At 52.7% G+C, this 24652-nt stretch carries 21 protein-coding genes; 5 read left to right on the top strand and 16 right to left on the bottom strand.

What is annotated here, in order from left to right:
• Window positions 1-4 precede the first annotated feature (4 nt).
• Complete coding sequence (locus IX84_RS34355) at window positions 5-130, bottom strand: hypothetical protein (protein WP_262501654.1); 126 nt, start codon at window positions 128-130, stop codon at window positions 5-7.
• Window positions 131-278: 148 nt separating this feature from the next.
• Here IX84_RS34355 and IX84_RS17695 point away from each other — a divergent pair, with 148 nt between their 5' ends.
• A complete protein-coding gene (locus IX84_RS17695) occupies window positions 279-1826 on the top strand; it encodes an arylsulfatase (RefSeq protein ID WP_052516151.1) in 1548 nt (515 codons plus the stop codon).
• Window positions 1827-1866: 40 nt separating this feature from the next.
• Here the strand turns inward: IX84_RS17695 and IX84_RS17700 are convergent, their stop codons facing one another.
• The 10 genes from IX84_RS17700 to IX84_RS17740 all read right to left on the bottom strand — a co-directional run bounded on the left by IX84_RS17700 (window position 1867) and on the right by IX84_RS17740 (window position 11835).
• Window positions 1867-2268, bottom strand: coding sequence for a type II toxin-antitoxin system VapC family toxin (locus tag IX84_RS17700; RefSeq protein ID WP_044223662.1), 402 nt, complete (start codon window positions 2266-2268; stop codon window positions 1867-1869).
• Window positions 2253-2489 (bottom strand): hypothetical protein, encoded by a 237-nt coding sequence (locus IX84_RS17705; protein ID WP_044223665.1) that lies wholly within the window; start codon window positions 2487-2489, stop codon window positions 2253-2255. Before IX84_RS17705 ends, IX84_RS17700 begins: the two co-directional genes overlap by 16 nt.
• Window positions 2490-2688: 199 nt before the next feature.
• On the bottom strand, window positions 2689-2865 hold the full coding sequence (locus IX84_RS33755; RefSeq protein ID WP_173426312.1) for a hypothetical protein: 177 nt from the start codon (window positions 2863-2865) through the stop codon (window positions 2689-2691).
• The gene (locus IX84_RS17710) at window positions 2862-4268 is read right to left on the bottom strand and encodes a purine-cytosine permease family protein (protein WP_044223667.1); all 1407 of its coding nucleotides are present in this window, start codon (window positions 4266-4268) and stop codon (window positions 2862-2864) included. Before IX84_RS17710 ends, IX84_RS33755 begins: the two co-directional genes overlap by 4 nt.
• 5 nt (window positions 4269-4273) lie before the next feature.
• Complete coding sequence (locus IX84_RS17715) at window positions 4274-4846, bottom strand: LutC/YkgG family protein (RefSeq protein ID WP_081968818.1); 573 nt, start codon at window positions 4844-4846, stop codon at window positions 4274-4276.
• Window positions 4843-6213, bottom strand: a complete 1371-nt coding sequence (locus IX84_RS17720) for a lactate utilization protein B (protein ID WP_044223669.1) — start codon at window positions 6211-6213, stop codon at window positions 4843-4845. The genes IX84_RS17715 and IX84_RS17720 overlap by 4 nt, the downstream gene beginning before the upstream one ends.
• Window positions 6210-6947: a (Fe-S)-binding protein gene (locus IX84_RS17725; RefSeq protein ID WP_044223671.1), complete on the bottom strand. Its 738-nt coding sequence runs from the start codon at window positions 6945-6947 to the stop codon at window positions 6210-6212. The genes IX84_RS17720 and IX84_RS17725 overlap by 4 nt, the downstream gene beginning before the upstream one ends.
• Window positions 6944-8323 carry an FGGY-family carbohydrate kinase gene (locus tag IX84_RS17730; protein ID WP_044223674.1) on the bottom strand — a complete coding sequence of 460 codons (1380 nt, stop codon included), beginning with the start codon at window positions 8321-8323 and terminating at the stop codon, window positions 6944-6946. The genes IX84_RS17725 and IX84_RS17730 overlap by 4 nt, the downstream gene beginning before the upstream one ends.
• A gap of 9 nt (window positions 8324-8332) precedes the next feature.
• On the bottom strand, window positions 8333-9616 hold the full coding sequence (locus IX84_RS17735; protein ID WP_044223676.1) for a TIM barrel protein: 1284 nt from the start codon (window positions 9614-9616) through the stop codon (window positions 8333-8335).
• Window positions 9617-9732: 116 nt separating this feature from the next.
• Window positions 9733-11835, bottom strand: coding sequence for a bifunctional rhamnulose-1-phosphate aldolase/short-chain dehydrogenase (locus tag IX84_RS17740; RefSeq protein ID WP_044223678.1), 2103 nt, complete (start codon window positions 11833-11835; stop codon window positions 9733-9735).
• 724 nt (window positions 11836-12559) lie between these two features.
• Here IX84_RS17740 and IX84_RS17745 point away from each other — a divergent pair.
• The 4 genes from IX84_RS17745 to IX84_RS17760 all read left to right on the top strand — a co-directional run bounded on the left by IX84_RS17745 (window position 12560) and on the right by IX84_RS17760 (window position 17057).
• Complete coding sequence (locus tag IX84_RS17745) at window positions 12560-13903, top strand: dihydroorotase (protein ID WP_044223680.1); 1344 nt, start codon at window positions 12560-12562, stop codon at window positions 13901-13903.
• Between the two features lie 184 nt (window positions 13904-14087).
• Complete coding sequence (locus IX84_RS17750; protein ID WP_044223682.1) at window positions 14088-15356, top strand: MgtC/SapB family protein; 1269 nt, start codon at window positions 14088-14090, stop codon at window positions 15354-15356.
• 82 nt (window positions 15357-15438) lie between these two features.
• Window positions 15439-15831: a hypothetical protein gene (locus IX84_RS17755; RefSeq protein WP_152605121.1), complete on the top strand. Its 393-nt coding sequence runs from the start codon at window positions 15439-15441 to the stop codon at window positions 15829-15831.
• Between the two features lie 419 nt (window positions 15832-16250).
• The gene (locus tag IX84_RS17760; protein WP_394333436.1) at window positions 16251-17057 is read left to right on the top strand and encodes an HAEPLYID family protein; all 807 of its coding nucleotides are present in this window, start codon (window positions 16251-16253) and stop codon (window positions 17055-17057) included.
• A gap of 71 nt (window positions 17058-17128) precedes the next feature.
• On the opposite strand, the gene IX84_RS17765 is transcribed toward IX84_RS17760, so the two are convergent.
• The 5 genes from IX84_RS17765 to IX84_RS17780 form a co-directional block, all read right to left on the bottom strand.
• Entirely contained in the window at window positions 17129-20527 is a 3399-nt protein-coding gene (locus IX84_RS17765) for a DEAD/DEAH box helicase family protein (protein ID WP_044223687.1), read from the bottom strand.
• Between the two features lie 348 nt (window positions 20528-20875).
• A complete protein-coding gene (locus IX84_RS17770; protein WP_044223690.1) occupies window positions 20876-21361 on the bottom strand; it encodes a DUF4411 family protein in 486 nt (161 codons plus the stop codon).
• A gap of 6 nt (window positions 21362-21367) precedes the next feature.
• Window positions 21368-22528, bottom strand: a complete 1161-nt coding sequence (locus tag IX84_RS17775; RefSeq protein WP_044223692.1) for an XRE family transcriptional regulator — start codon at window positions 22526-22528, stop codon at window positions 21368-21370.
• Window positions 22529-22696: 168 nt separating this feature from the next.
• Window positions 22697-22816, bottom strand: coding sequence for a DUF433 domain-containing protein (locus IX84_RS32170; RefSeq protein WP_152605122.1), 120 nt, complete (start codon window positions 22814-22816; stop codon window positions 22697-22699).
• 659 nt (window positions 22817-23475) lie between these two features.
• Window positions 23476-24624, bottom strand: a complete 1149-nt coding sequence (locus tag IX84_RS17780) for a restriction endonuclease subunit S (protein ID WP_052516153.1) — start codon at window positions 24622-24624, stop codon at window positions 23476-23478.
• Window positions 24625-24652: the final 28 nt, after the last annotated feature.

The raw sequence follows: 24652 nt of genomic DNA on the forward strand, positions 1-24652 counted from the left end.
CTGATCAGTACCAGGTCGCTTCCTGCAGCTGATCAGGGTTGAAAATATCATCGGGCAGCTCCGGCTCTGTATCAATATCCCGGTACATTTCCGTTTGGATCAGCTGATCCGTCGATGTAAAAAACCACATGGCCTATGCAGCAAAATGCAGGGGCGGAAAGGACGAAAACAAAAGCCTTGTGGCTAATTTTTTCATGATCGGATGATTTTACCCAAAACTAGCCTGGCGCTGTTACTTTAGAGGGTAGATTCCTGCAAATCAAAAAGAGCCGTTTGTTATGCTCAAAGCCTGCCTGATTGGATTGACCCTTTTGCTGGGTGTGATACCTGTACTCGGTGCTCAAGATACCCTGACTCCCACTCCTCCCAACATCATCTACATCCTCGCTGACGACCTCGGCTACGGCGAGCTGGGCGCCTACGGGCAGGAAAAAATCGAAACCCCAAATATTGACGCTTTGGCCCGGGAGGGCATGCGTTTCACCGACCACTACAGCAGTGCGCCGGTTTGTGCGCCCGCGCGTTATATGCTGCTCACGGGACAGCATGCGGGCCATGCCTATATTCGCAATAACGATGAAGGCAAAGCCCGTGGCGATGTATGGAATTACCGGGCGATGCTCCGCGATTCCGTACTGGAAGGGCAACGGGCGATGCCTGCGGACACCCGGACTTTGGCCCACTACCTTAAAGCAGAGGGTTATGCGACCGGGATGGTGGGCAAATGGGGGCTGGGCAATCCCGGTTCAGTCAGTACACCCAACAAAATGGGGTTTGACTTCTTCTTCGGCTACAATTGTCAGCGGCAGGCGCATACTTACTATCCGGTGCATTTGTACAAAAATGAGTCGCGCGTATACCTGCGCAATGACACCGTGGCGCCACATACGCCTTTACCGCAAGGTGCCGATCCTTATGATGCAGCGAGTTACGCCCCTTATCAGCTTGCAGATTATGCACCGGATGTCATGTTTGAGGAAATGATGGGGTTTGTGCAGCAGCAGGATCAACCCTTCTTTTTGTACTGGGCAACGCCTATTCCGCACGTGGCCCTGCAGGCTCCGCAGCGTTGGGTGGACTACTATGTTGAAAAATTTGGCGATGAGGAGCCTTACACAGGCAAAGGCTATTTCCCCAGCCGCTACCCCCGTGCCACCTACGCTGCCATGATTTCTTACCTCGACGAAAATGTAGGGAAACTCGTAGCCCATCTGAAAGCCACCGGGCAGTACGACAACACCCTGATCGTCTTTACCTCTGACAACGGGCCGACCTTCGCCGGTGGTGCCGACCCGGTTTTCTTCGATAGTGCTGCGCCCTTTGAGGGTACGAAGGGCAGAGGCAAAGCCTATCTGTACGAGGGCGGCATCCGGGTGCCCATGATTGCCACTTGGCCCGGGCATATTCCGGCTGGCACTTCCACTGCGCATTCCTCTGCCCACTACGATTTTCTGGGTACGGTTGCTGATCTGCTGGGATTTGAAGTGGAAGGCGGGACCGATGGCATCAGCTTGCTGCCTACTCTGCTGCAACAAGGCACCCAAAAAGCGCACGACGCCCTCATCTGGGCATTCCCCGGTTACGGTGGACAAGCGGCGGTACGCATGGGTGACTGGAAGCTGCTGCGCCGGCACCTGATCGGTGAAGAGCCGGCCACGCTGGAGCTTTACCACCTCGGAAAAGACCCTGCTGAGCAGCAAAATATGGCTAAGGATTACCCTGAGGTCGTACAGCAGTTGGCGGAGCTGTTTGATCGGGCTTACCGCCCGAGTCATTTGGAAAAGCATCGGATTCCGGCCTTGGAGGATGGGCTTTTAAGGGAGTGAAATAATGAAATAAAAAAGTCAATATTTGTGGCGAGCTGGCTTATTTTTTCTTTTTGGATAGTATTTCCAGACCAGAAATGCGTGAAAAGTCTTTTTCGTTAAGGGTAGCGAGTTTTAAATTATGGGCTTTGGCAGTGGCACCAATGAATAGGTCTGGGAGGTCAATCAATTTACGTTGTCTTTTTAGATCATGAAAAATTTTGATGGCTTCTTTATTCGATTTATGATCAAATGGGATCACAAGAATTTGGTGGAAAAACTGATTCCAAAAGTCTTTTTGTTTCTGATTGCTTCCGCTCAGTATTTCAAACTCTGTGATTACAGAAACGGCAAAAGAAGAGTATCGGTTAGACAATTCGAAGAAGAAAGAGTTCTCTTTTTTGCTCTTTCTGAAGTAGTCAATTAATATTGATGAATCCAGGCAAATTACTTCATTCGCCATGCGTTGAAGTGTTTTCTGTTAGAGAGAAAAACCTGGAATTGATCTTCATCCATCACTGGCCCCTTCATCAGGAACTCCTGAAAATCAGTCATTCTATCTTCTATCGGATGATCTTCCGTGATTAGGGTCAGCTCATTTTTTAGCTTCCTGATCTGATTAGCGGGGAGTTGTTTAATAAGTTCTACAAGCTCCTGATAATCAATATTGAGCTTAAGTTCCATGTTCTATGCTTTATGTGTGCAACCTCTTTAAAAAAAAGAAAGTTCGTTTATGCAATTTCTGCCAGATGGTAGGGCTCGACCCATCAAGTCTATTCATTTGAATTCCTAATTTACTATTTCTAACTCAATAATGCCAGAAAAGCTTATAATGGAGCGTTGTTGTCATTCGGCAACCCGTTGATCCAAGGGAGATGAAACCTTAACCCCGCCTCCTCCGCATCCAAACCGGCCCGGCCGTGAACCAAAGTACCATACCCAGCGCCATGAGCTGCTTTTGCAACGGCGCCTCCATCTGATTCGCAAATACGAGCAGGGCAGGGATCAGCGTCAGCCCCAGCCCGGCAACGGCAATAATTGGGATTAGAAGGTTTTTCATGATAGTTTAGGTTGGAGTGAAGCATAAGGTTTGAGCAGGTAGCTGAAGCCGATGTACAGCAGCACAGCGATAAACCATCCGGGCAGCCCTAGGAAGAAAATTTCCACCCCGAAGTACTGATTAATCAGCAGGCAGGCGGTAAGGGTGATGCCCCAGGTGCCCGCTGCCGCCCAGTTGATGTTTTGCCCGGTAGCCAGGGCCCGCTCGCTTGTGAGCTTCAGGCGGGGGAAGAGGTGGTAATCGATGAAAATAATCGCGCCCATGGGCATCAGGATCAGGCCGTAGAGGGCGACAAAATCGAGCAGCTTCATCACCAACGCCGGAAAGCAGGCTGCGGTGGTCGTGACCAGCCCCACGATGATCGTCACCTTCCAGGTCTGGGATTTTGGGATAACCGCCTGTACCGCCAGCCCCGCTCGGTAAATGGTAGGATTGGCTGTGGTCCAGCCGGCGATAATCACACAAATGGCTCCAGTGAGGCCAACTGCGTAGTAGGCCACTGGTCCGGGCGCAAATTCCAGGCTGTTTTGGCTTTGCTGCAGAAACACAGCGTACAAAATGCCGGAAGCCAGCCATGCGATGTAGTGCCCCACGTACATGCCCGCTGCTGAAGTGAAGCCCGCTTTCCAACTGCGTGCATACCGGAAGATGGACATATCTGCCATACCGATGTGCATAGCCATATTGCAAAACCAGGCAAAGAACAGAATGTGCCAGAACGTAAATTTCGACTGCCCTTCCATGGGTATGCCTGTCCATATTTTTGTCTCCGCTACCGGCCAGAAATCACCGATACTGTTGACGCCCAGCTCAGGTAGCACCGCCAGTGCTGCAGCCAGGAAAACCAGGATCATCCAGGGGGCAGCGATATTGGCAAAACGGCTGACCTGCTCGTAACCCAGGGTAGCGATTAGGGTGGTGACAATGCCAACGGCCACTACGGTAATGACCCAGGACACACTGCCCGGCATCCAGTCGGTGAGCTGTGGCATGGGAATATCGAAGGGGATACCGACGGCAGTAGCAGCCACCGCAATCATAGAGCCAGCCAGGAAGCAGAACATCAGGGCATTGACGAGGTTATAAACGGTAGTCAGGCCTTTACCGCAGATTTTTTCCAACTTGTAGTACAGGGTAATCCGCTCCTTCACAGCAATAGGGGCGCAGAGGAATGCCCAGCTCAGCACCGCCAGTAAATTGCCCAGCAACAGCCCCCAGATCAGGTCGACTGCACTCGCCCCGTGGGCTACAAACAGCGGGCCGATCACAAATTCCGTACCCGCCGTATGCTCTCCGGCGTACATACCGAGGAAACTGCGGGTGGATTTTAGCTTGGAGGCGGGGATGGACTCCCGTTCGTACTCCTGAACGCTCTTTAGTTTAGCCGTAAATCGTTTTAGCATAAGTCTCAGATTAGGATAATGGTCAGGCTGCGGGCGCCCTGCGCACCGATGACCAGCGATTGTTCAATATCAGCAGTTTTGGAAGGGCCGGCGATGAAGACGCCAAAGCCCGTATCGTCAATCTTAATTTGAGCGTAGGCCTCGTGCATATTGCGGACGATGCGGTCTTCCGGCAGCACCAATACCAGGTGTTGGGCTATAAAAGGCAGCACCCGGTGTACACAGTCAGCTTCGGTGACCCAAACGGCTCCGTTTTCGGCTACGCCCAGCTGAGCTGGGATGACAGCGACATCTACACCGTTCAGGTCAGCAGGGGATGCCTGCTGTAAGTCAATATCACTTTGAATGGCTCGTAATGGGGTCGCAATACTGATGTCTTTGGGGTATATGGTCCGCACGGCTGTTGCCAGTCCTACGAAATCTTCGGCCCTTACTACCCGGCTACCCGACTGTGCTGCAACGCTCCCGAAAATCTCCCTTGTTGGTGGAGTTTCAGCTTCAAAAACCGGCACAACAGGTAGGGGGCAGGGGACAGGCTTGGCAGCTTGTATCGCTTTTAGAATATGGGCTTTGCTCATGATGCAGATCGGTTTTTGCGGTACCACTCCTGGAAACTTTCCTTGGGCGCTTCGGGCAGCTCTCTGGCCTTGCCCCAGGTATTTAGTGGGTTGTAAATCAGGGGGCGGGGCAGCCACCGGGTTACCCAGCGGGCAGACTTGCCTGCCATTTTATACCACCCGGGTCGGGAGAGGACTTTGCCTGCCATGACCATGCTCTGCTTTTTAGCTGTTGGCAGGTGGCCCTCTTCGGCGATGATTTGCCGCCATTTGTAAAGCTGTTCGTGTATGTCAATCTTGACCGGGCAGACATCGGAGCAGGAGCCGCAGAGCGTAGAGGCAAACGGCAGCCCGCTGTATTTCTTCAGGTCTATACCGGGCGTGAGAATAGACCCGATCGGCCCGGGCACGGTGGAGTCGTAGCTGTGCCCGCCGCTGCGCCGGTAGATGGGGCAGGTATTCATGCAGGCCCCGCAGCGGATGCACTTCAGGGAATTACGGAAGTCGGGGCGGCCCAACTGCGTGGTACGGCCATTGTCCACAATAACAATATGCATAGCGCCGCCTTCCTTGGCCTTGTGGTGGTGGGAGGTGAAAATCGTCGACGGCTGCCCCGTGGCACTGCGCGCCAGCAAACGCGTGAAGACCCCAAGGTGCTCCGCTTTGGGCAGGATTTTCTCAATGCCCATGCAGTGGATTTGCAGAGGGGCAAGGTGGGTGCCCATATCCGCATTGCCCTCATTGGTGCAGACCACAACCCCGCCGGTTTCGGCTATGGCAAAGTTGACACCTGTGATGGCGGCATCGGCTTGCAGAAAAGACTGCCGCAGGTGTTGCCGGGCGGCTTCGGTCAGGTATTGAGGGTCGGTCGCGCCTTTTTTGGTTTGTAATTTTTGATGAAAAAGCTCGCCCACCTCCTCCTTTTTCAAGTGGATGGCGGGCATCACAATGTGGCTGGGCGGCTCTTCCTTCAGTTGGATGATCCGCTCGCCCAGGTCAGTATCGATGACCTCCATATCCTGTTCCTCCAGATATTCGTTCAGCCCGCACTCTTCCGTCAGCATAGACTTACTTTTGACGATGCGGCGGGCGTTATGTTCCTGCAAAATGGAGTGCACGATTCGATTGTGCTCCGCAGCATCGGCTGCCCAATGCACCGTCACGCCATTTTCCTTTGCTTTGGCTTCAAACGCCTCCAGGTATTCATCGAGGTGGGACAGGGTGTGGTCCTTGATCTGAGACGCCAGCTCCCGCAACTGTTCCCATTCCGGAATGCCGTGGGCCGCTTTGTCCCGCTTGGAGCGTACAAACCAGAGCGATTCGTCGTGCCAGTTGGTACGGGCTTCGTCTTGGATAAAGGCGGCGGCTTTGGTTGCGTGTTCTTTCATGCTTTGGTGTTCAGAATTTCTGCAATATGCTTCACTTGGATGGGGCTGCCCTGCCGCCTCAGAAGGCCTTCGAGGTGCATCAGGCAGGACATATCGCCGGCGGTGATCACCTCCACGCCCGCCCGGGCATGATCGGCAATGCGGTCTTTGCCCATCTTAGCAGATATATCGGGCTCATTGATGGCAAAGGTGCCGCCGAAGCCACAGCACTCGTCTGCACGTTCCAGTTCGGCGATTTCCACGCCTTCCACCATGCTTAGCAAAGTGTGCAGAGCGGAAGGGGCATTGAGGTTTCTTTCACTGCCCGGTCCCAGCCGTAGCCCCCGTAGCCCATGGCAACTTTGGTGTAGCCCTACTTTTGCCGGGAAACAGGCGTCCAGGTGTTCCACTTTCAATACATCGAGCAGGAATTCCGACAGGTCCAGGGTACGCTTTCGCAAGTGCTGAACCGCGCCGGTTTGCTCAATGATGTCATAATGCTTGCGCACATGGTAGGCGCAGCTGCCCGAGGGCGTAACCACATAATCGTAACCGCTAAAGGTCTTTACATAATGCTCGTAAGTAGGAATGGCATCCCGTTCACAACCGGTATTGGCCATCGGTTGCCCGCAACAGGTCTGACCTTCCGGGAAATGTACGGTACAGCCCAGTTTTTCCAGCAGCTCCAGGGTCGCAATGCCCACCTGAGGGTAGAACTGATCAATGTAGCAGGGGATGAATAAAGCGATCTTCACGTCGTTATCGGCTTTTGTAGCTGTGGCGAAAAATGGTCGAGGATAAATTCCGGATCTACTACCCGGTTGTGTATGGCCATGGCGGCGCCCAGGGCAGAGCCCAAAGGCGACTCGGTTGTTGTTATGGAATACCCCGGCAGCGCTTCTGCGAGATACCTCAGGAAAATAGCATTATCCACAAACCCTCCGTCAATATACAACTTTCGGATATCCGATTGGCCCTGTGCCCGCTTCAGGCTTTGGCATTGGGCCTGTGCCAGCTCCCGCATCAGCTGATGATAGGCGGCCTCGTAGGAGCCGAAGCGAGAGAGGGGCGTTTCCATTGAATGTCGGGTTGCTTCTCCGGGGCGGCGGATGCTTTCCCATTGGAAAACCGGCTCGGTAAGGCTTTGCAGCTGTTGGTGAATCCCCGGGTCGAAGGCCACATTCCGGTGCGTTTCGTAGGGCTTGCCATAATGCTGTGCCAGCTTATGGGCCCAGATTTTGTACTCATTGCCTAAAAACAGGCGCGCTGCCCGTACCGGCATGCCATCCACCCGGAGGAAGTTCAGGCAGTCATTGGCCAGGTCGTCCTCGTCCGGCAATTGGGTGCTGAAAGCATTGAGGGCAATACTCCAGGTGCCAGTCGACAACAGCAGGAAAGGCTCCTCATTAGCTAGGATATAGGGCAGCAGGGCGGCTGAACTGTCGTGTATCCCAACACCGACCATCACCTCCTGTTCGCCGAAGCGTACAGCCGTGGCCGTGGTGGTTGGGCAGAGGGGGGGCATCAGGTGGTCCAGGTCTTCTTTGTAGACCCAGCGGTGGTAGTCTTTTTCTTTAAAGTGCCACAGTCCGGTATGGCAGCCAAGGCTCGTGTATTCGGTCAGCGCCTTTCCGGAAAAGAGGTAGGCACAGTACTGCGGAAAGTGCAGGGACCAGCGGATTCTGGCAAACTCCTCCGGCTTTTGATACTTCAGCCAGTACAGCTGCAGCCCGGAGTTGAGCATGCCCATCAGGGGAGAGGCGGTCTGTGCCTGCCAGGCTGCTGAGGGGCCGTACTGCTCCATGAATGGTTGCAGCATCCCTTCCGGCATAGGCTTGAGGTAGTTGTACAGTGGGGTGACTGGCTTTCCGCCTTCATCAATATGGACAAAGCTGGCCCCGTAGGTCGAGAAGTTGAGGCGGCGGATGTTGAAGCGGGGGTCAGCCAGGGCTTCTGCGAAGGTGTCCCTCATCCATTCGGTGAGGCGCTGCAGGTCATCGCAGGCGTCCCCGTCGTCATCTTTGGTTTCTTCAAAACGGGAATAGACGCGGTGGACCTCCCGGAATGCCGAATCAAAAAGGAAGAATTTTTTATTGGTCTTGCCGATGTCGAAAATTGCAGTGACGTCCATAGCAGTGGGTTAAAGTCCGGTAGCTATGGTATGCATGCCGCGCTGCTCAATCAGTTGCTCCCGTATGCCCAGCTCGCGGTAAGCCTGAATAGGGTAGAGGGCACCTCCATCCTGCCAGCGGGCCTCGCGTACCAGCGGGCGCACGTCAGTCCGGAAGGCATCCTGCAGGATTTCCTGGGCTTCCGTTACGTCCTGACGCGCCTGCGCATCTGCCAGCGCCTCCTGATCCACCAATAGTGCTTGTGCGTAGGCGATCCGGATCGCCTCCAGGCTTTGCAGGAGGTCTTCCAGCGGGTCTTTTAGGTTGTGGCTGGCATCGATCATCCAGGCCAGGGGCGGATTATTGGCAGTATTGTTGGCCATGCCATAGACCAATTCGTTGAAAATCAGGAACAGCTGATAAGGCTTGATGCTGCCCACTGTCAGGTCATCGTCCCCGTACTTGCTGTCGTTGAAGTGGAAGCCGCCCAGCTTGCCCTTCATCATCAGGGTGGCGACGATCTGCTCGATATTGGTATTGGGCAGGTGGTGACCGAGGTCGACCAGGGTATAGGCGTTTGGGCCGCAGCCTTCGGCCAGCATCAGGGAAGTGCCCCAGTCGGCGATCACTGTACTGTAAAAGTTGGGCTCGTAAGGCTTGTATTCGATAAACATGCGCCAGTCCTCCGGCATGTCCCGGTAGATGGCCTGCAGGCTGTCCTGCGTGCGTTGCAGGGCGCCCCTCAGGCTGTGCTGCCCGGGGAAGGAAGCGCCATCAGCCAGCCATACGGTGATGCTTTTGGAGCCCAGGGTTTGCCCTATGCGAATGACTTCCAGGTTGTGCTCAATGGCCTGCGCCCGTACTTCCGCGCTGTGGTGGCAAAGGGAGCCAAATTTATAACTCTGCGCCTGCCCGGGCTGATCCTGAAAGGTATTGGAGTTCACGGCATCAAAGGTTAACTCGTGAATAGCCGCCAGCTCGCGGATGGCGGCAGGATCTTCCGGTATATCCCAGGGGATGTGCAGGGAGATGGACCCGGCCGAGCGGCTAAGGGCGTGCAAAAGCCCCACGTCTGCTATTTTTTGCTCAAGGTTTGCCGGTTCGCCCCCGAAGGAAAATCGGCCAAAGCGGGTGCCGCCTGCCCCCAGGGCCCAGCTGGGGATGGCAATTTGCAAATCACTCAATTGCTGTAGCAAGGCTTTGGTATTCAGGCCCTTGCTTTCCATTTGTTGCCTGAGGATATCCCATGATCGATCATGTGTGTCCAGATAAGGGGCATTCTGTGCTGCCAGTTGTGTCGCTTCCAATTTCATCTTCCCTGCTTTGTCCGTTTGAAAAAGTGGGGAATGCACCTTGAAAACAGGTGCACTCCCACAGCCCTAGCCAAATAAAACCAAATTGTAACTCAAAATTCCTTTTTCCTCTTCCTTTATCGTGTGAAAGCCCCCGGCATCCCTCCATCCACATTTAGGGTATTTCCGGTACTTTTATCCAGAATACCCACAAAAGCAAACACGCCGTTGGCAATATCTTCCGGACGGATAATCTGCTTCAGCAGGTTGCGGTTGGCGTAGTGGGCAGGTAAGTCTTCCACCTTAATACCGTAGGCTTTGGCGCGGCCCTCTGCCCAGTCGCCTTCCCATATTTTACTGCCGACGATGACGCCATCGGGGTTGACCGTATTGACGCGGATGCCATCGGCGGCGAGTTCGGCCGCGGCGAGGCGGCTCATGTGCTGTTGTGCAGCTTTGGCAGTGCCGTAGGCGATGTTTTTGGGCCCGGAGACCAATCCGTTCTTGCTGGCGATGTTGATGATATCACCGCCAAAGCCTTGGGTTTTCATGACCTTCGCCCCGGCTTTGGTCAGGAGGAACTGTCCTTTGGCCAGTACATTTTGCAACAGGTCCCAGTCTGCAAGTTCTGTTTCTTCTATAGATTTGGAAATTGCCAGCCCGGCACTATGTACCACGATGTCTACCCCGCCAAAGGCCAGGCAGGCCTCGTAAAAGGCTTCCGTTACGGAATTGGCATCGGCTACATCACAGGTTGCGATAGCGGAAATATCCCGCCCGAAGGCCTGATTGGCTTCTTCCAAACGGTCTTTTTTCAGGTCAGTCAGCACTACATTGGCACCCTCAGCAGCCAGCTTCTCTGCAATGGCCCGGCCAATGCCACCTCCGCCTCCGGTGATGAGGGCTACCCGGCGGGAAAGGGGTTGTTCCGGCGGTTGCCGCTTTAGCTTATCCTCTTCAAGCAGCCAGTATTCGATATTGAAGGCTTCCTGACGGGGCAGTGCGGTGTAGGAGGAAATCGCCTCCGCTCCCCGCATTACATTGATGGCATTGATGTAGAATTCGCTGGCCACCCGGGCAGTCTGTTTGTTTTTGGCAAAAGTAAACATACCCACGCCCGGATAAAGAATGACGACCGGGTTGGGGTCGCGCATCGCAGGGCTGTCGGGGTGTTTGCAGCTTTCGTAGTATTCAGCGTAGTCTTTGCGGTACTGCTCAAAGGCCGGTTCCAGTTGCGTTTTGATGGCCTCCGGGTTGGAGAGGTCGGCATCTGATGGCATTTCCAGCACCAGCGGTTTGATCTTGGTACGCAGGAAGTGGTCGGGGCAGGAGGTGCCCAGCGGTGCCAGCTTGTCCAGGTCGTGGCTGTTGATGAATTGCAGCACCCGCTCATCATCGGTGAAGTGCCCGATCATACGCTTATGGCTGGAGCACATACCCCTGAGGATGGGCGCCATTTTTGCCGCCTGCTTTTTACGTCCGGCATCAGGAAGGCTTTCCATACGGGCACCGCCAAATACCGGGCGGTCTTTGCCTTCGCGCTCAGCGATGTAACGGGAGACCTGTTCAATAACTTCCAGGCTGTTCATGTAGCATTCGTAGGAGGTGTCCCCCCAGGTGAACAAGCCATGACTGCCGAGTACGATGCCCCGGATGCCGGGGTTTTCATTCAGGCATTTTTCCAGTTGCAGCCCGAGGTCAAACCCGGGGCGCTGCCAGGGCACCCAGCCCATGGTGTCCCCCCATATTTCTTTGGTGACGGCTTCACTGTCTTCCGCAGCAGCTACTGCGATCAGGGCATCGGGGTGCAGGTGGTCGATGTGTTTGAAAGGCAACAACCCGTGCAGAGGGGTATCAATAGACGGGGCCCGGCTATCGAGGTCGTACAGGCAGTGGTAAAACAGCCCGACCATCTCATCTTCATGCTCAATGCCCCGGTAAACGTTCTTTAAGTCACGCAGGCGGCTCGTATACAGACCGGCAATGCCTGAGCGGGTCAGGGTGCCAATATCACCACCGGAACCTTTTACCCACATCACCTCTACCTCTTCACCGGTCAGCGGGTCTTTTTCGATGGTTTTGCAGCTGGTATTGCCCCCTCCGAAGTTGGTGATCCGCAAGTCTGCACCAAGAATATTAGAGCGGTAGAGGAATAAGCCTACTTCGTCGCCTTCCAGCGCTGCGGCTTTTTGTTCATCCCACAGATAATCAACATGGGAGAATTGATCGGTGGCTGTCATGTTCAGGTTTTTTCTGTTTTCGATAAATGGATGATTTGAAAGTACGGTTGTAACGCCGTTGGGGTGTCCTGTGCTTTCCGGTAAGAATGGCACGGAGCGGCCCTGTTGCCTCCGCCTCCAATTTGCAGGAAAGGGACAATAGGCAAAGTACGGAATAACTAGATGCTACCCGCCAGCAGGTAATCACTTTCGGGTTGCCGGAGCGGTCATCGTCCTGGTAACCATTTCGAATACATTCGTTAAATATGGCTTCTGCCTGGCTTTTGGAAATGGTCGTTTGCGCCAACAGCCTTCTATCGGTTTTGCCTTGATTTTGCTGGTGGCAGGAGGGTATATCTGGTGGCAGATGTAGTTTTAAATTCTAAATTTTTATTTTACTCATTCAGAAATTTCTTAGGTTTTTAAAATTACTTAAAATACTGTGATCATTTTGGCCGGTAGCCCGGCGGGGCTTGGGTGCCGTTTCCGGAAAGGCAGGGGGGGCACAACAAATTGCACTTTTTGATTAGCCTGGCAGCATTTGCTGTTAGCCTACTTTGGTGCATTGCCCAAAAATCTTGGATAAGCTGGAGCAGAGCGGGAAACTCTACCCCAGCAACCTTTGTCATACACACCGGCAGGGGAGGGGTTTGTCCCAATGTTTAGTATTTTCGTAGCTTTAGGCGGCAGCCTCAAAAGCGGGTGCCAAAATTCAAAGATCATCGAACCGAACAAAACATAGACCATGAACCAGCGGATTTTAATCAAAGGCTCAACTATCGTAAACGAAGGAAAAACAGTTATTGCGGATGTACTCTTATCAGAGGGGCGCATTGCTAAAATAGGGAAGATAGAAGCAGAGCCGGACGATAAAGTCATCGACGGCACCGGCAAGCACCTCTTCCCGGGCATTATCGACGGACAGGTGCATTTCCGGGACCCGGGCGCAACCCACAAAGCTGATCTGCACACCGAAAGCAAGGCGGCGGTGGTCGGCGGCGTCACTTCCTTCATCGACATGCCCAACACCATCCCCAATACCCTGACGATGGAGCGCCTGAATGAGAAGTACGAGATCGCTTCCAAAAAGTCCCTGGCCAATTACTCCTTTTTCCTCGGCGTCAACGGCGACAACCTGGATGAAGTGATCAAAACCGATACCACCAAGCTGATGGGCGTTTCCGACGACGGGCTGTACTTCACCAAAAAGGGCAACCTGCTGGCGGACAACCCGGAGACGATGGAGAAGCTTTTCGCCAATTGCAAATCCATCATCGCTATCCACTCGGAGAAGGAGCAGATCGTGGAGCAAAACGAGGAAAAGTACCGGGAAATGTACGGCGATGACGTACCGGTGAAGTTCCACCCCATCATCCGCAGCACACAAGCCTGCTACGAAGCCACCGAGCGCGCCATCGGCCTGGCGGAGAAGCACGGTGCCCGCCTGCACATCCTGCACCTGACCACCGAGGCAGAAACCCACCTGTTCCGCAACGACATCCCGCTGGAAGAGAAGAAAATCACCACGGAAGTCTCCGTGCACCACCTCTGGTTCTCCGATGAGGACTACGAGCGGCTGGGCGTCCTAATCAAGTGGAACCCGGCCATCAAGACCAAAAAAGATAAGGAAGGCCTGCTGCAGGCCCTGCTCGACGACCGAATCGACCTCATAACCACCGACCACGCGCCCCATACCCTGGAAGAAAAGCAGAAGCCCTATTTCCAGTCTATGTCGGGAGCGCCTATGGTACAACATACCCTCAACTGCATGCTGGAGTTCCACCATCAGGGCAAGATTTCGCTGGAGAAAATCGCCGAGAAGATGTGCCACAACCCGGCCCGCCTCTACCGGATGTACAAGCGCGGCTACATCCGCGAAGGCTACTACGCCGACCTGACGCTAGTGGACCTGAACCAATCCTGGACGGTCGCTAAAGACAACATCCTGTACAAGTGCGGCTGGTCGCCTCTGGAAGGCACCACTTTCCACAATAAGGTCCTCAAGACTTTCGTCAATGGCAATCTGGTGTACGATGAGGGCAACTTTGCGGAAGATACTTTTGGGATGGCGATTGAGGTGGAGGCGTAAGGGCGGAGGGCATGATTCCTTTCCTTTCGGTGACACGAGGCGGCTAAATTGGGCTGTGTGAAAGCTTTTTTTCAAGTTTGCGCAGCAGCTGATAACGGATTGCATTCAAGAGTTTGACCTCCGTTTGAAACTATGGTGGTCAGAGCACCCTGGGCTATTGATACTCCCGGCAAAAAAAATGCGAATGGAACCACTGAATTTAGATATTGAACTGCTCCGGCAATTTCAATCCCTGCTAATCGTCCTGGGAATTGGGCTGTTACTAGGGCTTGAACGTGAGCAGGCTTATCAGCTAAAGGAAGGAAAGCACCTGTTTGCCGGTATCCGTACTTTTCCCATTGTCGCAGTATTAGGGTACCTTGGTGTTTTCATGGGAGCAGCCCTTTCTGTTTGGGCTTTTTTCGGGGTTCTGATGGGGGTATTCACAATTGTCGCCATTTCTTTCCTGCGGGCACAGTCTACTGTAAGCGGCACCACCACCGAGTTCTCCCTGATATTGGTATTTGTACTGGGAGGGATGGTACAATTAGGGCATGCCTATCTAAGTGTTGGTATCGCGATTGCGGTAACAGCCCTGCTTACGCTTAAAATCCGGCTCCACAATCTCGCCGGAGCACTTTCAAAGGAAGAGTTCCTGTCTATCCTTCAGTTTTTACTGGTTACCGCTCTGGTGTTGCCTCTGCTCCCGGATCAGAATATTGGACCTTATGGTTTTTTCAATGCCTACAAGACGGGACTGATCCTCTCCATCTTTCTAACTTTAAATTTTGCCGGCTATTTCCTGAGCCGGTTCTTTGCGGAACGTTCCACCTTTCTGACAGGCGTCCTGGGTGGGCTGGCTTCAAGTACAGCAACCGCCTGGTACTTCTCCCGCCGGGTGGGGGAAGGTAAAGGCAGCGGGAGCCGGGAAGCCGGGGCGGTTGTATTGGCATCCTCAATTATGTTTCCGCGCCTGCTGGTATGGCCCGCTTTGCTGAATTGGACGTTGTTCCTTGCACTGGCTCCCCCGATTTTGGCGCTGGGCCTGATTGGAGTGCTCATCAGTGCATACCTCTTCCGTACAGCACAGCAAGAAACGCTCTCCGCCCCCCCTGAACGGGGAAACCCCCTCAATTTTCGGGAAGCCGCGGTCTTTGCGCTGATCTATACTGCTATTCAGCTGGGCGTAGGTTATGCTTCTACTCACCTTGGCGATACCGGAGTGTACTGGGCTGCTGCTGTCTCCGGTTTTGCGGATGTGGATGCGATCACCGTATCTATGTCGGAGTACGGAAATGGACAGCAGCGCCTGGATGTGGCAGCTGTAGCCACGGTGCTGGCAGCGTTTTCCAATACACTGGTCAAGTATGGCTTTTGCTTAGCTTTTGGGAATAGCACGATGCGGAAAAAGTCAACATTAGGTTTTGGTGTGATGCTTGTGGCTGCTCTTGGGTATGCCTTTTGGATGTTGTGAAGAAAGTCGGAGGGTTGTTTATTTCCCGATCAGATAATATTACTGTCCGGATCCAGTTATCTTTGCGGCATCAATACATTCCATGATCATCAGAGAACTTAGAAATAGCAGGTTACTCAGAGGGCTAATCGTCTTTTTGACGGCTGTCTTCCTGAATGGGATGATAGACCCGCCTGACCTCTATTCTGATGCTGTGGCGGAAGACCTCTCTTATAATGAAATGGAGAGCGTACTGGAAGTTTTCGTGGAGCGTGTCCTGCAATACGAAGATTTTTTCAAAGAGTACGATGATGATGACGCGGGTAAATCGCTGTTGAAAAAGTATACCAGTCTTGATGTATTGCTGTTTTCCGATAGCCTGACCATGGCATTTCCTGACCAATGCACCTCTAACCAATGGGCTTTACTCAGGGTGCAGCCGCCCAAGGACATCTGGCAAACGCCCCCGACCCCTCCTCCGGACTTTCCTGCCTGAACTTCGCTGTAATATGCAGCAAAGTATACTTATTCCCATCACCTCGGTTCTGCTTTGCAGCAACTGAAGGCTTTTCAATTATACTCGGAACGGAGAGGTTTGGGCGTAAGGCACAAACCCGACGCACGAGTATATGCCGACACGAAGTCATGGTTGGTCCCAAACTACTTCGTCGTCGGTATATTGCTCCATTTGGTATAGCATAAGCTGGACAGCCTGTGCTATGCCCCAACTATACAATTATGAAATATTTGATAACTCAGGCGCTACTTAGGGCTTCTCGAAAAACAAAATGCACAACTGATTTTGTTCCAAGGTCGTGCAAAACCAGCCAAAGGACGGGTTTTGCACGATGTTGGGGCAAAAGCTTTCCGAAAGTTGTGCATTTTGTTTTTGCCCCACTACTTAGTGCATGCTGCCTGCCCGTACTACTTTTTGCACAAACCCCTGCTGAGCAGGACAGCCTTTACGTTCTCGAAGTGGAAAGCGGCGGCTTGCGCCCCAAAGTCCTGCACGCTGAGCCCCTCTACATCGATCTGATCAGAGACCTGGGCGCGCGCAAGGGCGAAAAGGAATGGAACGTAGGCTTAGGCCTGACCGATAATCAGGTTTTTGATACCTACGAAGCATTGGTGGAGTACGAATGGGCCCCGGTTGACCGGCTTGGGCTGGAAGTGGAATTGCCCTTCACCTTTCATTTTCCGATAGAGGAGGGGATGTCTGCGCCTGGCAGTCGCCTGAATAGCCTGAAAATGGCTGCCCAGTACACCTTTTTGGTCAGTGAGGAGCAAAGTACCTCTATGGCCCTGGGCTACATCCATGAATTCGAATTGCCGGAATTTTCGATGTACGGAAGCACGTCTATGCTCAAAGGGCACATTTTTAACCCCTTTTTGGTGATGGCTAAGCGGTGGGGGACGCACTACCACACCCTGCTGTATACCGGCCCGGTCCTGGAGGCGATCAATGGGATGGATATGCATCAATCCTGGCAAGCCAACTTCAACTTCCATTACATGATTACCGGCACCCGGAATTTCATTGGCGTGGAGTTCAATCAGGAATTTAAGCGAGGCGATTTCGATATGGTCATCCGCCCGCAGATGCGGGTTGGGCTGGCCGACAACTTGCTGGTCGGTATTGTAGCCGGCATCCCCGTAGAGCGGGAAAACCAGCGCCTGAGTACCTTTATCCGGCTGATTTATGAGCCGGGGCATAAGCATTAGGATTAATTGTGAAAGGGTAGGTGCGGGTTGCTCAGCAGTAACGGTGGCCTGCGCCTGCTCTTTTATACTGCTTACCCCGCCTCCGCATTCCGGTTGATCGCATCGATAATACGGATGATTTTCGCCCGCTCCGCATCATCATCAAAAATGCCGAAGATGCCCATGTCGTGCAGGTCGGTAAAGGGTGGTTGCATCAGCATCCGTTTTTGGATCGTGCCGTTGACCGCCAGGTAGTCGATCAGGCGGTTGAGGAAGGTCATTTGATCCGCGCGGAGTTGGCTTTGGTGGAGCAAATCTGCGAAGGCTTCCTTGGCAGCCCTGGTGTCGAGCCCCACGAGGCTGCGGATGAATGCGCCAAGGGGTTGATCGCCCAGTTCCTTTTCGAGGGCTTCCCGGGCCACCGGGTCGTCTTCAAAGAGCAGACGCTCCAGCTCCTGTAGCTCAGCTGCTGTGATCGGTTGATTGGTGCGGAGTTTTTGGATGGCAATGTGTTCCTTGTTTTCTCTGACATAGCGTTCCACGCGCTGCCGGTAGTTGTCCATGGATTCGATACCCCGCAGCACTTCTGCCGCCTCTGTTCCGTCGATCTGATCCTTAAAGTTCGTTTCGTAGACCTTCCGTTCCCGCCGGGGGATGATGTGCAGCAGCCCGCGCAGGGCTTTGCGTATGCTTTCCAGCTCCGGCAGCGTGGCTTCCTGTAAAAAGGCAGCATCCTGCGCCCGCTGAATGTGGGGCATGGCCTTTTGTATGGCAGGGATATTGTGCATGCCGGCCAGTTGACCGGCCAGGCGCTGTATTTTGCGCAGGTAGGGTTCCTGTGCCTCATCGCCACTGATGCGCAGGGCATAAAGCTCATGCATCAGCAGGTCAAAGCGTTTGGCGGCTTCGTCCGGGTCGTCCAGCTCAATGAGTGGGCCAAGGGAATCGGTGATGCGCTCTATCTCGCTGTTGCCCAGTTTATTCCATTGGGCGCGGTCACGCAGCGGGTCGATTTCGCCCAGCTTCATCTGTATGCGGAAGTGGTCCCGTTGCGCATAGAGGGCACTGACGGCACTATGGCAAAAGTCAAGTTGTTCCTGCCGGAAAGTGTCGGCAGGGTCCTGCTGTTTGATCAGCTGTGCCAGTTGCAAGCGGGCCTGGAAAATGCGGTGGGAAAGGCGCAGGGGTACATTAGTTTGCAGCCCGTCCGGATTGTGCTCAAAGAACTCCAGGTTGCCACAAAAGTCGAAAATGTAGAAAAACGCCTTGTCCTCACCGGGCGCAAACAAATCAGGACACAGGCGGGTACCTCGGCCCACCATCTGCCAGTACTTGGCGCGGGAGTAGACCGGCTTGAAAAAGACCAGATTGAGCAGCTCGGGGATGTCGATGCCGGTATCGAGCATATCCACCGAAACGGCAATTTGCGGGTACTTGTTGATGTCCGAGAGGTCTTCGATAAGCTGCTGCGCAAAGCGGTCGTAATTGTCGATCACCCGGCAAAATTTGCTGCCGTACTGTGGGTACAGTTTGTCAAACCGCTGCTCGATGAGCTTGGCGTGTTTGTGGTTCTTGGCGAAAATGATACTCTTGCCCATCTTGTCCCCACCGGCTACCCGTTGCCCCTTCTGCATGAGGTGGTCAATGACTTTATCAATGGTGTCATGGTTGTACAGCCAGCTGTTGATGGCGGAAGCGTCGATGTGCTCCGGGACTTCCCCGGCCTCATCCCGAAAAGTGGACTCGTATTCAGCCTGCTCTTCTTCGGAAAGGTCATTGTAGTGGATGCCCCGGCGGACAAATCCAAGGTTGACCTTTTCGCCCCGGGGCGGCACCAGATAGCCATCGCGGACGGCTTCCTCGATATCGTAGGAGAAGGTGGGGTTGCGCACTTCGCAGTCAAACAGCTCGTAGGTGTCTTTATCTGCCTGATCTTTGGGAGTAGCGGTCAGGCCCAGCAGCAGCGCGTCGAAGTACTCAAAGATGGCATTGTATTTCTGGTAAACCGAGCGGTGGGCCTCGTCCACGATAATGAGGTCGAAGTGGCCGGGCGTAAACAAACGGGCGTCTCCGCTGCGGGCACCATCTATACGGTTCATCATCGTAGGGTAGGTGGAGAAAACAAGACGGGTGTCCGTTTCTTCCTTTTCCTGCGTAAGGTCGATGGCGCTGAGGTGAGGCGTGTGCTGTTTGAAGGCTTTCTTCGCCTGTTTGACCAGCGCGCTGCGGTCGGCCAGGAAGAGTACCCGTTTGACCCAGTTGGCTTTGGAAAGCAGCTCTACGATTGCCGCCGCCGTCCGGGTTTTGCCCGCTCCGGTTGCCATCACGATCAGCGCAGAACGCTTGCCGCCCCGCAGTTGGCCATCGGCTTCCTTCGCAAAGGTTTCCATAACGCGCTGAATGCCTTCCATTTGATAATGGCGCCCGGCAATTTCGGTATTGGGCCTGAGTGTACGTATATCCTGCCGGCTTTGCCTGCGGTCTATAAGCAGTTGCAGTTCCTCCCGGGTCAGAAAACCGGAAATTGGGCGGGCACTGTAGAAGGTGTCATCCCAGATCCAGTTATCGTAGCCATTGGTGAAAAAAATGATGGGGCGTTGCCCGTGCATGCGCTCCAGGCAGTTGGCATAGAGCTCCGCCTGATGCTGCCCCTGATAGGCTTCTTTGCTCGTGCGCTTGGCCTCAATGACCGCCAGTGGCTTACCATTTTGGCCCCAGAGGACATAGTCGGCATTGCCCCGCCCTGTTTTGTTGACCGCCACGGGCAGGCCCTCCACCGGGTACTCCCGCACATTCGGTGCATCAATATCCCATCCGGCTTCCCGGAGCAGCACATCGATGAAGATTTCCCGGGTTTCCTTTTCGCTCATTGGCAGTGGCGGCAGCACGTTGCCCGCGGCTTTATTCTGGGATTTGACCGCCTGCAGGGCTTCCAGTTGCGCTTTCAGGCGGGCGGCTTCCTCTTCGGCCTGCAGCCGGCGGCGGCGTTCCTTTTGCAGCTCCTCCACCCGTTCCTCCACCTGCTGTTGCATGCGCTCCAACTGTGCCTTACTTTTCTCTGCCGTGCCTTTGGCGGGTATAAAGTGGTCTTCGAAGGTCGGTACCTCAGGCCGCTCTTCGCTGTACAGGCGGGCGCACCAGCCCAGGAAGCGGTGCAGGTACTTAAGCATCGCCAGCGCTTTGTAGGGCGAGGTTTTGCCGGTATGCACGGCATTATTACCCTCTTTGCGGATGATGTGCAGCTCTTTGTACATGCTCGGTGGCAAAATCTCCCGGAAGGTCCGCTCGTACATACGGGAGGAGAGGGCCGTATCATAAGGCGCTTCCAGCTCCCCGTCATTTTCGTACAGCCAGTTGACCATCAGCTCCAGTGTCAGGCGGCTGTAGAATACAGAGGTAACGGGCGCGGTGATGCCGTGGGCTTCGGCCTGCTGTGCGTTTTGGAATACTTCGGGCCAGCCCTCACGGAGGAATTGGAAGTTGGAGTCCATAGATGTCCTGCTGTTTAGAGACGGAAACAAAATAAGATAGACCGTTTGAGGTTTGGCGAAATTTTATAAGCAACTGAAAACTTGGAAGTTGCGTTAAAATATCGCCAAAGCCTAAAAAGAGAACGGTCTAACTTATTTCCGTCAGACTACTTAGTCGGGAATATAAGTAAAATTAATGGGTTGCAGAATAAAAGCCGGGAAAATGAAAGCTACGAGCGCAACTACATCAAAGGGAAGTATGGCGCCATACCATTTCTGGGTAACTTTGAGAACCTTTTTCCTGAACCTTTAGCGTTATCCGGTCATGAAAATGAAGGATAAAAAGGCGGAGCAGACTAATGCCTCAAGTCATAGTGTAAACCTGGCACCGAGCTCACTAAGCAGCTGATAGGTATCTAGCCATTCGACCTCAAAAGCCCTGCAGATATTTGGAATTTTCACCTTTTTGGAATTGGGTGGTACCAACTTTTCCATGGTTACTACTTTTGCATCTTGGGCGTATGCTTCTGCTATGATCCACGGATCGGCACCACTTAGGAAAAACTCTCCCAAAGCACGGTCATAATTCTGAAGTACATAGGTTGTTATTTCTGCAATCTTTTCCTGGGCATCTTTTGAGGGTGTGATAAATAGCCCAGACTTCTTTCTAGATTTTATCCAGTCTTGCAAGGGGCCTTCTCCCTGTATTTCATCAAACACTAAAGTTGAGCTGGCAATGATGCCTGCCTGAGTTTGCTGGTCGATCCACTCCCAAAATGCAGGAAATACATCCATGTTGTAGGGGCCATTTTGAGCTTGAATGAACACGTTAGCATCTAAAATATAATCTGGCATAATACATCAATGTATTTCAAGATGGTCTGCCACTTTTTTCAAGGTCTCGACCTTTACATTCAGCATACGCGCTGCGTCCCGGTAGAGCGTTTGCCCTTCCAGCGTAGCTGCAATAAGCGCAGAGGTGAGCAACTTGCTGTTTCTGGCGGGGAGGGTATTTTTAAAATTGCCCCCGCTGCTACGTTTTCGGTTCTTATACCAGCTGATGCGGGTAGCGTACGCTTGCTGAAATTCAGTACTACTGATCCTGCGCAGCTGCCGGGCACGAATAAGCAAGACCAAGTCGCTCACTTTATAATGCCGGTACCGTTGTAGGTTTTCTTCAAGGGAAAGATCAGATTGCCAGATGGATTGAAAGTCTTCAGCAGGAATCAACACTTCCGCCGCTACCTGATTACAGAAGCGTTCCAACTGATCAAAGTCGTTTTCTACGGCAGACTTAACTTCCACATTGGAAACGCCGGAAGCGCCTACCCAAAGATGTGCCAGTTCATGTACAAAAGTGAAGAGTTTAGCAGCTTCTGTATCATTACCGTTGATGAAAACGAGTGGTGCAACAGCGTCACTTAGTACGAAGCCCCGGAATTCTTCCACAGTTAGTTTGCGATGGTTATTGTTTTTTACCACGCCGCTGATTAGTATCAGTATGCCTGCTTCTTCGGCCTGCTGCACCAGTTTAGACAAAAAATCAGATTTACTGCGCGCTGATTTCCGAAGCTCTTCATCCAGGCCAAGTACTGCCTGAATATCTCTGGCTACGGTCTTTACATCCGACTCCACGGAGTATTTACCGATAAATTCCAAAGGGCTTGCCTGCCCGGTGTTTTGCAAATATTCTCTGTACCAATTTTGCTTCTGTAGGGAGTCATTCAGTACTTCTTTGAAGTCCAGGCTAAAAGTAGCTCGTGCCTCATTGCGTAATGTGCGTAGATCCGCAATAGGGGAGTTCTCTTCAGGGGGAGATGGCAAAAAAAGGTAAGGCAAAGGAACCCTCAGGCGTTCAGCCAGCTTTTGTGCCTGCCGGAAAGTGGGCTGTTCTTCCCCGGTTTCCCAAGCCGCAATTTTATCTTCCGCCAGCTGCAGGGCTTTAGACAGATCGGACAGCTGCAAACCTGCCCGTTCCCTCGCCCATCTGACCTGATTGCTGTTTATGCCTGCTTTTTCCATTGTATCATTCCTTAGAGCTTTACAATATACTCAAATTGTTGGTGAAAAGCTAAATAGAATCAACAGACTATGAGAAATTATAGCCCAAACCGTTTTCTTTAGGTAAATCAACACTTTGCTGAATATTCAAGATTCCGGTCAGCGGTCATCAAAAAATCGATACCTTCTTCATCTATCGCCTGCCTTCAGATAGTCAAACAGGTTTTTGACCGGCACCCGGGTGTGCGTAAATACCGGCTCCCCACTTTGGATGTCCGGCGCAATCGTAATGATCTGTGAAATATTCATGTGTTCCTGATTTGCTTTCAAGTTATGGCTTTACAGTCAATAATGCCAACAGCCGCTTTTCTTTGAACGTGCTGCACACTACTAGACATTTTTCAAAAGGGGTTGATTTTTTCAGCCTCCGCACGCCCCCTAGCCCCCTAAAGGCGGGAACTGCAGCCCGCAAAAATCAATCCCTTTTACTCATGAAATCCAGTTTGTCTAGTGGTTTGAACGTGCTGCCTAATTGCATGGTTCCGCCACCCTTTACCTTTCACCCCGCCCTAAATGGCTTTTCCATTTTACCCGCCTTCTCCTCAGGCTTCAGCAGGCAGCGCATTTCCACAAGGCCCGCATGGATACATTTCGCCTTTTACATTTTACCCCGCCCGAGCCCTGCCCCAATCGCACTTTTACATTTCGCCTTTTTTACATTTTACATTCTACATTTTACCATTCCCCCGCCCGAGCCCTGCCCCAATCGTTTCCTCCCTCGGGGGAGGTGCCCGCAGGGCGGAGGGGGACCCAAGTATTCTACATTTAGCCTTCTACATTTTACCCGCCTTCGCCTTCAGGCTTCGGCGGGCGGAGCATTCTACATTATATGGTTTTACCTTTCCCCCCGCCCCAATCGCACTTTTACCTTTCGCCTTTTTTACATTTTACATTCTACATTTTACATTTTACCTTTCAAACGTGCCCTGCAACACCCCACCAAACACCGCCTCCGCCGCCTCCAACTGCCGCTCCGCCAACCGCCGCTGTGCCTCGATGTTGGCCACCATGGCCGCAAAACGGGTTTGGAGGGGGAGGGGCGGGAGTGGGATTTGGAGTTTTTTTAGTACATCAGAACTAATATTATCAGCTGTCGTTCCTCTTACGGATTTCAAAATGTTAGGAGCTAATACCAAAAATAGGTAGAGTAGATAGTATGGATTTAGCTTTTCCTTACATACAAAAGCCTTCATATCCTGATTAAGTGTAACAGGGCAAATATTAATACCAACGGGTAATTGCTTTTTTAGAATCCCACTACGAACAACCATAAGGACCGAGTCTTTTGGGATAAGTTTTGTTGAACTATTTTTTATAGCTTCGTTGGTAATCTTGTCGATAGAGCTATCAATAAAAAGAGACTTCATGTCCTTTGGTGAGACCCACGGTATTTCGCCGGTATAGAACGACTTGTTCTTTTTGGAGGGTGTCCCGCCTCCAAGGATTTTTACGTGGTCTACTAACTCCACCACTTCCCACCCCCGCTCATTCCGCACCGGGTCCCCAAACACCTCCAAAAACACCGAGCGCCCCAGCTCCGCATACTCTTCCAGCAGCGCGCGGCTCTTTTGGCGCACCGCATCGGCCTTGTCCAGGCGGGCGGACAGGCGGCGCTGCTCGGAGAGGGGCGGGAGGGGGATTTGGAGGGATTTGAGTTTAGTGGCATTTACACCGGGTAAAGTTGCGCCATTTGAGCTTGTCAATATTTGGTTCCAGTAAATCTGAGATTGAAAGAAATAGGCAAGGAAGTTAGGATTTACTTTTTCTAAATTTGGTCTAACTCTGATTAAGTAAGATGCAAATATGCTTCTATCAGGGCATTCCTTAATTAAGTAACTTTTGCCAGTTGTTGCTCCTGTCCTTGCAAAGAGAAGATCACCAGAATTCAAGGCGTATTTTTCTACTTGATCACATTCTGCAAAGGGGACTTTTTCCCAGTCTACATCTCCATCTTGAATGTCTGTTATCCTCAAGAATTTATAGCCACTTGTGCCTGAAGAAGCGGTATGACCGTAGTTAATCTTCTCCGCCAAAGAGTCTAGGAGTTCCCATTTCATATTGCTGTTGTTTTGGTCCACAAATGTT

The sequence above is a fragment of the Phaeodactylibacter xiamenensis genome (assembly GCF_000759025.1).
Classification (GTDB): domain Bacteria; phylum Bacteroidota; class Bacteroidia; order Chitinophagales; family Saprospiraceae; genus Phaeodactylibacter; species Phaeodactylibacter xiamenensis.